Annotated in this window: 4 protein-coding genes, 1 tRNA gene and 2 pseudogenes; 4 read left to right on the top strand and 3 right to left on the bottom strand. The window is 36.2% G+C overall.

The features are described 5' to 3' along the window. Nucleotides 1-851: 851 nt before the first annotated feature. From pgi to ABID39_RS01605, 3 genes are all read right to left on the bottom strand, one after another. On the bottom strand, nt 852-2,516 hold the full coding sequence (pgi, locus tag ABID39_RS01595) for a glucose-6-phosphate isomerase (RefSeq protein WP_354185387.1): 1,665 nt from the start codon (nt 2,514-2,516) through the stop codon (nt 852-854). A 170-nt stretch (nt 2,517-2,686) separates the two neighbouring features. After that, nucleotides 2,687-5,821, bottom strand: coding sequence for an efflux RND transporter permease subunit (locus ABID39_RS01600; protein ID WP_354185353.1), 3,135 nt, complete (start codon nt 5,819-5,821; stop codon nt 2,687-2,689). 9 nt (nt 5,822-5,830) lie between these two features. Further along, entirely contained in the window at nt 5,831-6,961 is a 1,131-nt protein-coding gene (locus tag ABID39_RS01605; protein WP_354185355.1) for an efflux RND transporter periplasmic adaptor subunit, read from the bottom strand. 379 nt (nt 6,962-7,340) lie between these two features. On the opposite strand from ABID39_RS01605, the gene ABID39_RS01610 reads away from it, so the two are divergent. The 4 genes and pseudogenes from ABID39_RS01610 to ABID39_RS01625 form a co-directional block, all read left to right on the top strand. Beyond that, nucleotides 7,341-7,417, top strand: a tRNA-Arg gene (locus ABID39_RS01610). Nucleotides 7,418-8,821: 1,404 nt separating this feature from the next. Beyond that, entirely contained in the window at nt 8,822-13,981 is a 5,160-nt protein-coding gene (locus tag ABID39_RS01615; RefSeq protein ID WP_354185357.1) for a Vomp family autotransporter, read from the top strand. 458 nt (nt 13,982-14,439) lie between these two features. Beyond that, nucleotides 14,440-14,733: pseudogene (locus ABID39_RS01620) on the top strand (YadA-like family protein); the annotation flags it as partial. Nucleotides 14,734-15,643: 910 nt separating this feature from the next. Beyond that, nucleotides 15,644-16,276, top strand: a pseudogene (locus ABID39_RS01625) (hypothetical protein); the annotation flags it as partial.

Raw genomic sequence — 16,276 nt, forward strand, 5'->3', positions numbered from 1 at the left:
ATTAAGGACTCTCATCCAACATACAGAAAGTAAATTATCATTATAAATCAATGCTTTGTATGTATGCAATTCTGGATGGTAAAAATTGTTTTAGATTGGCTAGATTCAATCTTTTCTTCACACTTAAACGGTATGCGGTGACGGATTAGGAAAAAAGTCTTATCTTCCTCATATCCGTACTGATTGGCAGGATACAAAAGCAGTTCTGCGTTTATTGTTCAAAAACCATGCGTTCATATCAACTTTAAGTATTTTCATTTTCCAATGGCTTCTTTCGTGTCATCCCTTGTATCTTCATTGAAACATAGGGGACTATTGAGTATTTATTGCTTAGTGCTGTCCTTATTGTTTTTTGCAATCATAACTTACCACAATTTCGTAAATAAATTCAGCGTATTAGGAGGTTAGAGTGTATATATCTCTCCTTAATAAAATCAAGAAAATGAATAAGCGTAAGTTTACTTTTATATCCTTGGTTGTTGTATTTAATAATCTTGTGTTACGATGATTTTTGATATGTTTTGCTTGTTGGGTTACGATCTTTGAATTCGAAGGGATTCAATAGCACCGCCATTTATCAACAAAATCAGTTTATTATGCAAAATTTAGAGAGTTTTAAGTCTTTTGATTTGTTCAATGTTTTTTGTTTATTTCGAATATGAAACGAGAACTGTGGTTTATCAGCAAATTTTGTATAACTTATTATGAGATTTTTATAGCTTTTTTGTTAAAAAACAATTTAGAAAATCGCATTAATGATCAAAAAAATATACACAAAAATAATGAAATTTTATGCAGTCCTATCTTATATTCTCTTTCCTACAGAGTAAAAAACTGTTGTTAAATTACACTTATTCTGAACGTCTTTCTTGAATATGTGCTAACAGTCCTAATGTTGAACTGTCTCGTTTATCAGCTTTGTTTTCTCCGCGGAGTATAGGTAACAATTCATTTGCTAATTCTTTCCCAAGCTCAACACCCCATTGGTCAAATGAATTAATATTCATCAAAATACCTTCGACAAAAATACGGTGCTCATAAAGTGCAATGAGACGACCGAGCGCAAAAGGTGTCAACAAATCTTGAACCAACATAATACTGGGGCGGTTTCCCTCAAAACTTCTATGGAGTGCTAAATTATCTGCTTCACATTTACCAATTCCATTTTTTATAAGGATGCGCCGAGTATCCTCAACACTACGTCCTTTCATGAGGGCTTTTGATTGTGCTAAACAATTTGCTATCAACATGTCATGCATAGGATATAAATTTTTCTCATGTCCTTTTATAAATAAAATAAATTCTACAGGAATAATATCTGTTCCTTGATGCAAAAGCTGAAAAAAAGCATGTTGACCATTTGTTCCTGAATCTCCCCAAACAACTGGACCAGTTGAAAAAGTTAATGGCTTGCCATCCAGAGAAACTTGCTTACCATTTGATTCCATATCAAGTTGCTGCAAATAAGCTGGGAAATGCGCTAAACGCTGTGCATAAGGAATAATAGCTCGTGATGAATAACCACAAATAACACGATGCCAAAATCCTAAAAGGGCAAATCGAATAGGAATATTTTTATGTAAAGGTGCTGTTTTAAAATGTTGGTCCATATGCTGAGCACCTTTGAGAAATTGGCGAAAATTTTGTCCTCCTATTGCTAGCATAACAATAAGACCAATGGCCGACCAAATTGAATAACGTCCTCCAACCCACTCCCAAAATCCAAAAACTCTTGAAGAATCGATACCAAATTCTATCACTTTATCAAGCGCACTTGAAACAGCTACAAAATGCTTATAAACAGCCTGCTCCCCTAAATGTGAACAAATCCATTGGCGTGCAATTTGTGCATTCGCAATCGTTTCAGCTGTAGTAAAAGTTTTAGAAGCAATGACAAACAAAGTTGTTGCCGGATTCAAACCAGAAAGAGTATCAAAAATATGTGCACTATCTGCATTAGAAACAAAATGACAATGCGGACCATCATGATAAGGTTTTAAAGCACTTGTGACCATCACAGGTCCAAGATCAGAGCCACCAATACCAATATTGACAATATCATTTATTCTCTCGCCACTGTCTCCTTTATAAGTGCCATCACGAACCATTTCAGAAAATCTTTCCATATGAGCAAGGACATTCTGAATATCTTGGACAAGATCACGACCATTTAACATAAAATTTTCGCTAGCAGGTAAACGTAACGCAATATGAAGAACTGAGCGTTTTTCAGTTGTATTAATGGGTTCACCGGAAAACATTGCTTCACGCCGTTTCAATACATCTGCTGCAACAGCTAAATTATCTAAGAGTTGCAACGTTTTTAGCGTTACACCACATTTTGAAAAATCAAAAAGGAGATCGTCAAATCTCAAAGAAAAATGGGAAAAACGTTGCTTATCTTCTAGAAAATGCCTACGAATATCATTCACTCCATCCTTTGTGGCATGTTCTTTTAAAGTTTTCAAAGCTTTCTCAAAGATTTTTTCATTTCGAATCAATAAGCTATCTCCTATGATTTTGACAATACAATTTACACACAAACAATAACAAAACGAAAATCGTCTCTTTTGTTGAAATCAGTTTTGATTGTTTACATAATAAAATCAAGCGACACAAAAAGAATAAGATCTGAAAGCGACATTTTTTAAACGAAAGTACAAAACTTCAAATTTTTCCTATCAGATTAATTAACTTGGCTAAGTTCTCTTGTTAAGCGTGTAACTTCTTCTGCTTTTGGATTTATAAAACGTCCAAGAAAAAGATAAATAACTGGTGTGACATAAAGCGTAAAAATAGTTGCTAAACCCAAACCACCAACAATAACCCACCCTAAAGCGACACGTGCTTCTGCGCCAGCACCTTTGGCTAAAACTAAAGGAATTCCTCCTAAAATGGCGCAAATCATCGTCATACAAACTGGACGAAGGCGAATATTTGCTGCTTCTTCTATAGCTTCACGCACGCTTTTTCCTTGATCACGTAACTGATCGGCAAATTCAACAATGAGAATACCATTTTTAGCCATAACCCCAACCAACAAAATTAAACCAATTTGACTGTAAATATTAAGGCTAACTCCACTTAAAAGCATAGCAATTACGGCACAACCAATCCCTAATGGTACAGTAGCTATGATGATAAATCCTGAAATAAAACTTTCAAACTGCGCAGCCAAAACCAACAAAGTGATCACAAAGGCAATTCCAAAAACAATCATAAAATTGGAAGATGTTTCACCAAATGTAGCAGCTTCCCCTAAAGGAACAATATAGTTGCCTTCTGACAACAAAGGAGCAGCAATTTTCTGTACAGTTTGGTATGCACTTCCTAAAACAACATCTGGAGCAAGATTTGCGCTGATAATAACAGCACTCATGCGTTCCTCTCGTTTTAATTGAGGTGCAATGGCTTTTTCATGCAAGTTTGCTACGACTGATAAAGGAACATATTTGTTGTCTTTGGTTTTTAAAAAAATATTTTCTAAATCACTCGGATTATTAAGAGGATTCTTACGTGATGTCAGTTTAACATCATAAGAATGATCATCTACATAAATGGAGCCAATTTTTTTCCCATCCAACATTGCTTGTAATGTATCCCCCAAATTGGTAACATCAATCCCTAAATCAGAAGCTTTTTCTCTATTAATTTCAATAAAAAATTGCGGTTGTGTTGCATCAATAGTAAGCCGTGGGTGAATAAAATGCTGATCAGCTTGTAAAGCAGTAACAAGCTTATCGGCAATTGGCTGTAATTTTGTATAATCATTTCCAAGAATTGCAAATTGTAAACCTTGACCAGTTCCTCTAACTCCTAAAGAATTTCCCTGTGCCGCAAATACCAAGACTGCCGGAAACTGTCTTACTTTTGCATTAATATCTTCTACAATTTCTTGTTGACTACGCGAACGCTTGTCCCAAGATGAAAGCAATAAAATTAAAAAAGCAGTATTGGGTGAACCATTAATACCAGCGATAGAGTAACTATTAGCAATCTCTCTAGAATCACGTAAAGGTTGTAAACTCGTTTCAATTTGTTCTACTTGCTCATTTAGATATTGTGTTGAAATCCCCTGTGGTCCATTAATAACCAAAAAAACAAGAGCTCTATCCTCTGCTGGTATCAATTCTTGTTGTAATTTTGTATAGCCTCCGACACAAAGACACGCAAAAATAAGTGAAGCAAAAATAACCGTCCAAGGTTTTTCTAAACATTTATGCAAACTATAAGCATACTTTTTGCTCAAAAAAGCTCCCAATTTATTCAACAAAGTAAAATGATGTTTTTCTTTCTTATCGTTCTCAGGATGTTCTTTGAGAAGACGTGAAGCCAACATAGGACAAAGTGTTAAAGCAACAATAGAAGAAAGTAGAATAGAAATTGCCAAAACAAAGCCAAATTCCCTAAAAAGTTCTCCTACTTGCCCAGGAAGAAAAGAGATAGGCACAAACACAGCAACTAAAGTTAATGTCGTAGCTAAAACAGCAAAAAAAACTTCCCGTGTTCCTAACGCTGCTGCTGCTCGAGGACCTAATCCCATATTACGCCATCGAACAATATTCTCAAGCACAACAATCGCATCATCCACCACAAGACCTGTTGCTAAAACAAGTCCTAACAATGTGAGAATATTTAAAGAAAATCCTACAACGTAAATGGCAGCAATTGTACCGATTAAAGCAACAGGAATAGATAAGGCAGGAATAAGCGTTACACGTATATCTCTAAGAAAAAGAAAAATAACCAAGATAACACTGAGAATAGCAATAACCAATGCAACTTCAACCTCATGCAGTGCATTTTGAATAAAAAGTGCATCATCATTGATAATACTCACATGTACAGAAGCAGGAACAACATTTTTAAGATGGTCAAGAACAGTTCGAACACCTTGAGAAATATTAAGAGTATTAGATTGTGCTTTACGTATGATCCCCAATCCAATTCCGGGCTTTCCATTAACACGAAGAATAACTGTTTCTATATCAGGTGACAAAGTAACATGTGCAACATCACCAAGATGCACATGAGGTTTTAAGAGAACTTGTTCAAAAGCTTCTGCTGTTGTTAAGCGTGCAGTCGCACGTACAATTAAAGTTTGTTTAGAATTGCGTAATGACCCCACTGGTACATCTGTTGTCATATCAGCAAGAACGCGTGAAATATCTGCTACGGTTAATCCATAACTTGCAAGCTTTGCTACATCGATATCAACTTGAAAAATCTTCGTGCGTGCACTCGCAACTTGCACATCACCAACACCATCAACGGCAGAAAGTACATCAACAATTTGATCGTTTACTACCGTTGTTAAATCATCAATACTCATCGTTGGTGAGGTTACAACCAAATACATCATAGCAGCAGCATTTGAATCTGCTTTAATGATGAGAGGTGTATCGGCGTTTTTGGGTAAAGAATAAGCAATGCGAGACAGAGCATCGCGAATGTCGGATGCAGCAACATTCAAATCAACACCAACATTAAAATTGATTTCGACACGTGAACGACCAAAAGAAGATGTTGAAGAAATTGTTTTAACACCAGAAACACGAGAAACTGCATCTTCTATAATTTTCGTAACTTCACGATCAATTGTTTCTGCTGATGCTCCAGAAAAAGTTGTCATAATCGTTGTCACTGGAGTATCAACATCTGGTAGTTCACGAACTTCAATGTTCAACCATGCAGCAAATCCCGCAATGATGATCATGGCGTTCAAAACAAAGGTAAAAACCGGTCTGCGAATAAACAAGGCAATCATACCACCTTGTTCTGCTTGGGTTATAGTTTGTTTCGTATTCACTTCTTGACTCATTATATAATTTTACCCACGAGGTGCTGATAATTGTTGTTGGTCGGCGTTTGCTTCATTAATAGTCACCTTGCTGCCTGGGCGAAGCATCTGCACTCCCTGTATGACAACTTGATCACCATTTTTGAGGGGTGCTTTCACAAATATTTTATCTTCTTTATGCTGAATAATCGAAACTGGTATAGATTCTACTTTTCCTTCTTTCACACGCCAGACGAAAGATCCCTTACTGTTCCATTGAACAGCAAGAGGATGAACGACATGGAAGGAACCACCATAAAATTGCAGTGCAATAGAAAAAGACATACCAGACATAAGCGTATCTTTTTCATTTTTGATCTCAACTTGAACGTGAAGTGTGCGACTTTCTGGATCAACGACATTATCAATAGCATAAATATGGCCAACAAAGGTTTTATCTGGTTGCGCCGTTAATGTTGCGGTTACTTTATCTCCTTTATGAATATAGGATATATACCGTTCAGGAACCCATATATCGACTAAAATGCGTTCTCTATTCTCAATACGACCTATTACAGTATTAAGGGTTACAGTATTGCCTGTGTTGATGGGCAAAATGCCAACGATTCCGTTTATTGGTGCACGAATTGTTCGCCGATCGAGATCTAATTCAGCATTACGCAAAGCCAAATTAGCGTTTTCCAGCTCTAGTCGGGCAGTAATTTCCTGAACCTCTGTTGCTGTTTTGCTGGCACGTAATTTAAGAACACGTGAAAGTGTTAAGGCACTATTATCACGTTGCACTTTTGCTTTTTCAACTGCTATTTTTTCCTTTTCAGAATCAAGCTTTGCAATGACATCGCCCATTTGTACTTTTGTACCAGCTGATACAAAAATCTTATCAACAACACCTGATGACCAAGGTGTCAATGCCACCTCAGCGAATGCTTGTCCGCTTCCAAGTGTATTTAAATGTTCGTAAAAATCTTGAATTTTTACAAGATCAACAACAACATTTGTTGTCGATTTTTCTTTTGTCACTTTTGAAGCTTTATGGGATGAACTTGTTGTTTTATTTATTAAAGCAATGCGTTTCTCTGAACTGTGTTTCCCTACCCAATAAGCTACCGTCAAAATGACAATGAACAATACTAGTGGAAAAATCTTTTTAAACAATCGCATACTTCTACCTTTGCTATGTTATGAATATGCAAATTTGCCTGAAATAGTCTTCAACAGCAACATTCGAATTTCATACAAAAACGAACTGCAGGTAGCGTATCTTACTCCCCACCGCAAAAAACAGATCTCATCTTTTGCTTGACTATCTCTCGTAAGTTAAAACGTCAAGTTAACTATCGTTCATCTTAAGTTGTACTGTTAATACAAAAAGAAAATGGTTGTATTAAAATCCAGCTAAAATTAGAAATACACAGTTGCCTTTGTTAAAATATATGATCAACGAAAAGATAAAATTCTTATTTTTACCAACTTTTACTTGCAATTCATCAATGAAACGATTAGGAACCCTTTGTCTTGAGGTAATAAGGAATTAGAAATTGCACCCGTAGCTCAGCTGGATAGAGCACCAGACTACGAATCTGGGGGTCAGGAGTTCGAATCTCTTCGGGTGCGCCATTGTAAAATTTTCTTTTTTCCTTCAATATGTTATTTGAAATAGCACTATAGATTTTTTTTTGAGTTATCCTACCGTGCACTAAAGGATGCTACCAAGTAGTCCTGTCTCTTTTTTATAATTGCGAATCATAATTTTGTTTTGAGATTCTTTTCTTACTCAAGAATGTTTCATATGTTTTCATTGCTTAAAAATGAAAATCTTTAAAGATTTTTTTCTTTATCATTTAAAATGGGTAAGAAAACGATAGCGGTATTTTAAGTTATCATTCAACATATGTTTCTATAAATTATTTTTAAAAGAAAAGCGGCAATTTTTCAGAATATGGATGAACCATTTGCTTTCAATAGAAAGTTGTATGCATCTTGCTTTATTTGTGCACATCTCTAAGAGATTTAAGGTTTGTTGATGGAAAAAATCTCAAGTATTTTTTATGGGTTTCCTTAATAAAATTTGATGAGAGCTTTTTTGTTTAATATTCAAAGACAAAATCGCCCATAAACAGAATTGTGGTTAAGCCAATAAGATACAATTTTAGAAAGAGGAATGGTATTTATGGATCCGCTTCTTTAGTAATATTTGACCGCAAAAATAATGCTGACAATACTAAAAATATAACGGGTCATTTTAGAGTAAAGAGCTAAAAAACAGATTTTTTCGTTTACCAATATTCTATAAAAATTTATGCAACAGTGAAAAACAATAATCATTACAGCAATTTGATTGCCATAAATTAAAAATAAAAGATAACACACGTAAAAAGGCAGAAAAAACGAAAGAAAGTTTACAGAACTGCTCTATATTTCATGAATAGTACAGGATTAAAGCATCGAGACTTTATTAAAAAAATGCTTGATTGCGTGAAGAAATTTCTCTTTTAAAGATGTATGTATTATTCCAGAGTGAGATACTCATGATAACAGCTATCTATCACACATTATATGATTAAGTCTAAAAAAATCATAAGCTTATGTTTATAAGAACAGCGATTATAAAATGCCTCTCTTCATGTTTATGAGGAAGTATTTTTGCAAATGAATGGAAAATTATTTTCTATACTCTTGCCATTTTGCTTATGCGCTTTATCTGAAAAGTAAAATTGCTCTTGAAAAAGCCGTTTTTGTTATGAGGTGAATAGTAATATTTTTGAATGGAGATTAATGTAATACTTTTAAAGATTTTGTTTTTCTTTATTTTTTAGCTTGAATCCCTCTAGCTAAAAGGGTTGGGGACTTTTCTAGATTCAATATTGTCGCAGATATTTGAGGATGGCGCCGTAGTAAACACCGGCATCATAGGGGGTGGGTTTTATCTTTATTTATTGTTTTTTGGGGTGCGCAAACAGGATTTTGCGATGAGGGTTTTGCGCGTTGTGATGATATTGAGCTTTATAGGAGGAAGTTCTTATGAAAAAATTATATTTAACATCAAATTTAGTTAAAGTGGTTTCGTTGGGAGCTGCAATGGCAACGCTTTTATCGAGTGTTTCTCCTATTTTTGCTGCAAACCTTGCTATAACAGGTAATGTAAATCTAGGCACCGGTGCTCCGGGGGTATTATATCCTCATGGTAGCCACGGTAGTGTTGTGTTGGCTGGTGATGACGATTACTGTGGTGCAGATAATGTTGTAGGTCGTGGCGGTAAGCAGCAGCAGTCAGTTGCTGAGAACAGAAAAATAACTGCAGAGGAGCAATATCGAAGGTTTATCGAAAATCTAGCATTTAATGGGTATAATCCTTATGGCACAACTACTCAACAGGCTGTTTGGAATGGTGATAGCACGACAACCCAAAATAGTGGTTATATGGGGACTCTTACAGGGGGGATACCCAATGCTATGCCTGAAGCTTTTGGTGTTTATTCTTTTGCAACCGGTTGTGGGTCTTCTGCAACGGGGAATTATTCAACAGCATTTGGTGCAGGAGCGACAGCAAAAGCTGGAGGGGCGCAAGCTTTTGGTGTTTCTGCACTTGCAAGCGGTAAAGCAAGTGTTGCTATGGGAGTGGGATCAGAGGCATCGGGGGAATCTACAGTTGCTCTCGGTGGACTTGCGACTGCAACTGGTAAAGAGAGCATTGCTATAGGGACAAAAACAAAGGCAAAAGATAGTTATGCGGTTGCTATAGGAATAGAAGCTGAAGCAAAAGCTTCAGGTTCTATTGCAATAGGTAGTGGTTCGTCTAAGAGAAGTCCTGAGCCTAACAGAAAAGTAATAGCAGAAGCTGAAAATTCTATTGCAATAGGTACGTTTACTTTTGCTGAAAAGGACGATTCTGTTGCTATTGGTGCAAATGCACAGGCACGTGTTAGAGATGGGGTTGCTATTGGTGGGGGATCTGTCTCTCGTGTTGAAAAGGGTGTTAATGGTTATGATCCTGTGACTGATACTATATCAACAGAAGTTAGTGAGACATGGAAAAGTACTGCAGGGGCTTTTAGTGTTGGTGATACTAGTAAAGAGGTTGAAGGGTATAAAATTACACGGCAGATTACAGGGGTGGCAGCAGGAACTGAAGATACCGATGCAGTCAATGTTGCCCAGCTAAAAGCTTTGAAAGATATTGCAGCAGGAGGATGGAAACTTTCTGTCAACGGTAGTAAAGCTACAGATGTTGATCCAGGTAGCACGGTAGATTTTTCAGTAAATAAGAGCAATGTAGAGGGAGCAGAGAACTTAAAGATTGCAAAAGAAGCTAATAATAACATCAAGTTTGCTTTAAACGAGAATCTTAAGCTGACAAGTGTTACTACAGGCCGAAGCACTATGAGTGATGATGGCTTCGTGATTGCTGATGGTCCGAGAATGACTAGTGATGGTATTGATGGAGGAAATCAAAAGATTACAGGAGTGGAGAAAGGTACTGATGATAACGATGCAGTGAATTTTGCACAGTTAAAAGAAATAAAAAATGAAATAGCAGGCAACACTCTTGTTAAATGGCAAGAAGATGGTCAGCTTATCACTATTGGTAAAGAAAAAGGCGGTACGAAGATTGATATTGCAGGAAGTGGGGGCAACCGGACTATCACGGGTGTAAAAGCTGGAGAGCAAGATACCGATGCAGTAAATTATGGACAGTTTAAGACTATCAAAAGCTTGGTGGAAGAAGGATGGAAACTTTCTGTTAGCGGACAAGAAGCGACATCTGTTGCATTAGGCAGTACGGTAGATTTTTCAGTAGATAATAGCAATGTAGAGGGAGCAGAGAACTTAAAGATTGCAAAAGAAGCTAATAATAACATCAAGTTTGCTTTAAACGAGAATCTTAAGCTGACAAGTGTTACTACAGGCCGAAGCACTATGAGTGATGATGGCTTCGTGATTGCTGATGGTCCGAGAATGACTAGTGATGGTATTGATGGAGGGAATCAAAAGATTACAGGAGTGGAAGAAGGTACTGACGAGAGTGATGCAGTCAATGTTGCACAGCTGAATAAAATAAAAAATGAAATAGCAGGCAACACTCTTGTTAAGTGGCAAGAAGATGAGCAGCTTATCACTATTGGTAAAGAAAAAGGCGGTACAAAGATTGATATTGCAGGAAGTAGTGGCGATCGGACTATCAGGGGTGTAAAAGCTGGAGAGCAAGCTACTGATGCAGTGAATTTTGCACAGTTAAAAGAAATGAAAAATGAAATAGCAGGCAACACTCTTGTTAAGTGGCAAGAAGATGGTCAGCTTATCACTATTGGTAAAGAAAAAGATGGTACGAAGATTGATATTGCAAACCAATCTGGTGCAGATCGTATAATTTCTGGTGTTGCAAAGGGAAGAATTAGCGATTCTTCAAAAGAAGCAATCAACGGTAGCCAGATTAATAAAATAGCTGGAGATATTGCAAATTACTTTGGTGGTGATGCAGGATTTGTAGATGGCGCTTTTGTAGGTCCACAATATAATTTAACATTTGTTGGTGCAGATGGTGAGACGGAACAAAAAGTCTTTAAAGATGTCGGTTCTGCGTTGAGAGGGCTTGATGGGAATGTCAGAAATGTGAACAGTCGTCTAACAAATGTATCCAATGTGTTGAATCAGAGAATTGATAATTTTTCTCAAGATGCTTTATTATGGAGTGAAAATGAGCGGGCGTTTGTTGCGCTTCATGGTAATGGTGAGGGTGCAAACAGCAAAATTACATTCCTTTTGGATGGTGAAATCGCTGAAGATTCAACTGACGCTATCAACGGTAGCCAGATTAATAAAATAGCTGGAGATATTGCAAATTACTTTGGTGGTGATGCAGGATTTGTAGATGGCGCTTTTGTAGGTCCACAATATAATTTAACATTTGTTGGTGCAGATGGTGAGACGGAACAAAAAGTCTTTAAAGATGTCGGTTCTGCGTTGAGAGGGCTTGATGGGAATGTCAGAAATGTGAACAGTCGTCTAACAAATGTATCCAATGTGTTGAATCAGAGAATTGATAATTTTTCTCAAGATGCTTTATTATGGAGTGAAAATGAGCGGGCGTTTGTTGCACTTCATGGTAATGGTGAGGGTGCAAACAGCAAAATTACATTCCTTTTGGATGGTGAAATCGCTGAAGATTCAACTGACGCTATCAATGGTTCCCAGCTTTTCAAGATTGCTGAAAATACTTCAAAATTTTTTGGTGGTAGTGCCAACGTGATTAACAGTACAAACCCAGCTTTCCTTATTGATGGTGAGGCATATGATAATGTTACGGATGCATTTATTGGTGTAAATACCTTTATCAACAATATTAATAATAAGATTATTGATATGGAAAAAAATGATCTTGTGCAACAGGACGCATCAACAAATATTATCACTATCGGTAAGAAAACAGCTGGTACTGAAATTAGTATTGCAGGATATGGCAATTCACCGCGCACTATTTCTGGTGTGCGTAAGGCAGAAAACGGCGATCAAGCTGTTAATAAAGACCAACTTGATGAAAGCATAGAGAAGATTTCTCAAAATATTGAGACAGTAACTGCAGCAGCGGTTCTCTACGATAAAAAGGAAGATGGTACTGTTAATTATGGCAGTGTAACTTTAGGTGGTAAAAATAATAATAACGAACCTGTTGCTCTCCTTAATGTCAAGAATGGTAATATTTCTGAAGATTCGCATGATGCAATCAACGGTAGTCAGATTAATAAAATAGCTGGAGATATTGCAAATTACTTTGGTGGTGATACAAAATTTGAGAATGGTATTTTTAGTGCACCAACATATACTTTATCTGTCATTACTGAAGATGGTCAGGGAGAAAATGCTAAGGTTAAATATCATGATGTCGGTTCAGCTTTAAAAGGTCTTGATAGCAATATTCAGAGTGTGGACAATCGTCTAACAAATGTGGTGAATGAGTTTACTAATCAATTTGATGGTTTTTTGAATGATGCTTTATTATGGAGTGAAGAAGAGCAAGCATTTGTTGCAAAACATGGCAAAAATGGTGAAAAGACAAAGAGTAAACTTAAGTTTCTTTTGGATGGAGAAATTGCACAAGGCTCGACAGATGCCATTACGGGCAACCAGCTTTATCTTTTGAATCAGACTCTTGCAACGTATTTTGGTGGTGGTGCTAAATATGAAAATGGTCAATGGACAGCGCCTGATTTTAAGATTTCCCAATTCGATGCAAATGGCACTGCTGGTGAGAAGAAAAGCTATAATAATGTTTCTGATGCTTTTGATGGTATTAATAATGGGATGTCAAATATTAACAACCGTATTAATGATGTCATAAACAAGGTCGATTCGGATGCTTTAAAGTGGAATGAAGAGGAAAACGCCTATGATGCTGGACGCGGTGGTAAGCCGAATAGGATTACCAATGTTGCTGATGGTGAAATTGCAGAAAATTCAAAAGATGCAGTTAATGGTGGACAACTCTGGCAAACCAATGAACGTATCTCTGATGTTGAAAAAGATGTTAAGCATATTGGAGATAGAGTTGATAATATTTCAGGTGCGGTTACCGATATTGGCGAAACGGTTATTAATATTGAGAACAAAGTTGATGGTATTGCTGAAGATGCTGTTCGTTATGATAGGGATAAAAATGGCAAAAAGATCAACAAAGTTACTTTGAAAGGTGGCGATGCCAGTGAACCTGTAACGATTGATAATGTAGCGGATGGAAAGATTGAAGAGGGTTCTAAGCAAGCGATTAATGGTGGTCAGCTTCATGATTATACAAAAGAACAGATGAAGATTATTCTTGATGAATCGAAAAATTATACGGATCAACGGGTGAATAATATTGTTATTGATGCGATTGACGATGCCGTTGAACGTGCGAACAACTATACCAATATGAAGTTTGATGCTTTAAGCTACAGCATAGAAAATGTAAGAAAAGAAGCAAAACAAGCTGCAGCTATTGGATTAGCAGTATCGAACTTACGTTACAGTGACATGCCTGGAAAATTAAGCATTGGATTTGGTACTGGTTTATGGCGTAGCCAATCTGCTTTTGCCTTTGGAACTGGTTATACATCTGAGAATGGCTCTCTTCGGTCTAATGTATCGGTCAGTACTTCTGGTGGTCATTGGGGTGTAGGTGCGGGATTCAATATGATATTGAACTGATAATAAATAAAATGCATAAGAAAAATTTGTTTCACCCTCTCCTAATAAGGTGAGGGTGAATTGTTTTTTACAGACATAAACAATGTTCATATTACGACCAGATTGACAGATAATTTTAAAATCCAAATTTAGAAACGCTATAAGAAGTTATTTCACTACTGCTGTGAATAGAGATAATTTTTATTTTTTATGAAAAATGATTTGTACAAATATTGAAAAAGAATCACTTTGTTTTTGATCGTTTGTTTAAGGGCTTAATAAATGTAGAAGGTATATTAATTTAAGACTTATTTTGTTCGAGAGAGATTCTTTTTAATTATAGGAGGGCTATCTAAGAGGGAAAAATACATTTTTAAAAGTAGAGATTTTCTGGCAATATAGCATTGCAAAGGATTTTACGGATAAGATATATCCACGAGAGGGTAAGTTTGTAGCAGATGGATATTATTCTTGATAATGCGAAGTCTTATACAGATATGAAGTTTGAAATATTAAATTATGCAGTTGAGGATGTCTGTACAGAGGCAAGACAGACAGGAGCTATTGGTTTGGTGGTGGCTAACTTGCGTTATTATGATATACTGGGATCTTTAAGTCTTTCATTTGGTAGTGGTTTATGGCGTAGTCAATCTGCATTTTCTGTTGGTGCTGGTTATACCTCTGAAAATGGAAATATTCTCTCTAATATATCTGCAACGCGTTCAGGTGGTCATTGGGGAGTAGGTGCTGGAATTACTCTGAGGTTGCGATAATAATCAACAAAATATGTGAGTAAAAAAACAATCCACCCTTATCAACCAAGATGAGGGTGGATTATTTTTACAAGCATCAAGTAATGTGAAGATTTTTTTTAACAGTATTTATGTTACAAACTGATTGAAACATAATTTTTATGTACGGATTTAAAAATTGTAGAAATACACTTCGCGATCATTGTAAATAAAAACAACGTTTATTCGGTATAAACAAAGGGATTATCACAAACATTTAACAAGACTTATTTATTTAACAAGACTCATTTTGTTCTTGCTATTTTATTTAAGAGTTTATATAAGCGCGAGAAGTGATACTACAGGTAATTTATTAAGTAGTGTTATTTAAAAAATATCAAGCTTTTTGTTCAAATATCTCTCTGTTCAAGAGAGGCTTCGAAGAGGGGGGCAAGCAATGCATTATAAAAAACACACTATAGAATGCTTTTATATAATCACTACGAAAAAAACTTAAAAAAATACAAAAATTAGTTTTGAGTATTGCGACATTTCAACTTTACAATGATATCTGTAAAACCTCTGAAGTAAACACTTAGGTTAGTTAAAACAAAACAACCAATCCCTTACTTCAAGTTTCTACTACCACTTACTATCAAGCAAAGAAGCCCTTCTCAAAATACACAAACACTCTATTCAACTACAACTAACACAACAATCACTGTAACTATAAATACATTCTTAAGACATACTTTTACTTCACTACAAAAAGGATACACAGCACAAAACACTCTACCTACGATATTACCGATTCTACTAAAGGTAATCTCTAATTCTAAATCCGTTCAGATACACTCCCCGTACACTAACGTTATTCAGAATATTAAACGGTGTTAATGCCAAAATATGTCTTTTTTATGTTCAAAATTATTTTTTCATTGAGGAGTTTATTATGAAAAAAATATCTATCATATTGATGGCAAAAAAAATGAAATTTCCTTATTTTCTTCGTTATCGACCATCTTTTATTAATTGGCGTTTGGGGGCTTTGAGTGTTATATTTTTATTGAATATTTCTCCTAGTTTTTCAGCGGATTCTGATGTTAAAAATGCGTCTCTTGAAGATGTTGACAGTGTTGGTGTGTCTTATCCACAGAGTACAGCCTCTGATGGTTCTGATGATGATACGACTGCTTTAAGCGATGGAGCAGAGGCTACTGGTGTTAATGCGCTTGGTATAGGTGTTAATGCTATAGACTCGGATAATTTGGCGATTGCTTTAGGTAATAGAGCGCAAGGTTCTGGTCCATATTCGACTGTTCTAGGTTATAATGCGACGGCTACTGGTAATTTTGGGACTGTTCTAGGTTATAATGCGACGGCTACTGGTAATTTTGCGACTGCTCTAGGTTATAATGCGACGGCTTCTAATGAATACGCAATTGCTCTAGGTACTGGCGCGACGGCTTCTGCTTATGCTGCGACTGTTGTAGGTTATAATGCGCGAGCTCTTAATTCTAATGCGGCTGCTTTAGGTAATGGCGCGGCGGCTTCTGGTTATGCTTCGATTGCTTTAGGTTTGATA

Origin of the sequence: Bartonella japonica, from assembly GCF_040545385.1 — a bacterium.
GTDB classification, from domain to species: domain Bacteria; phylum Pseudomonadota; class Alphaproteobacteria; order Rhizobiales; family Rhizobiaceae; genus Bartonella; species Bartonella japonica.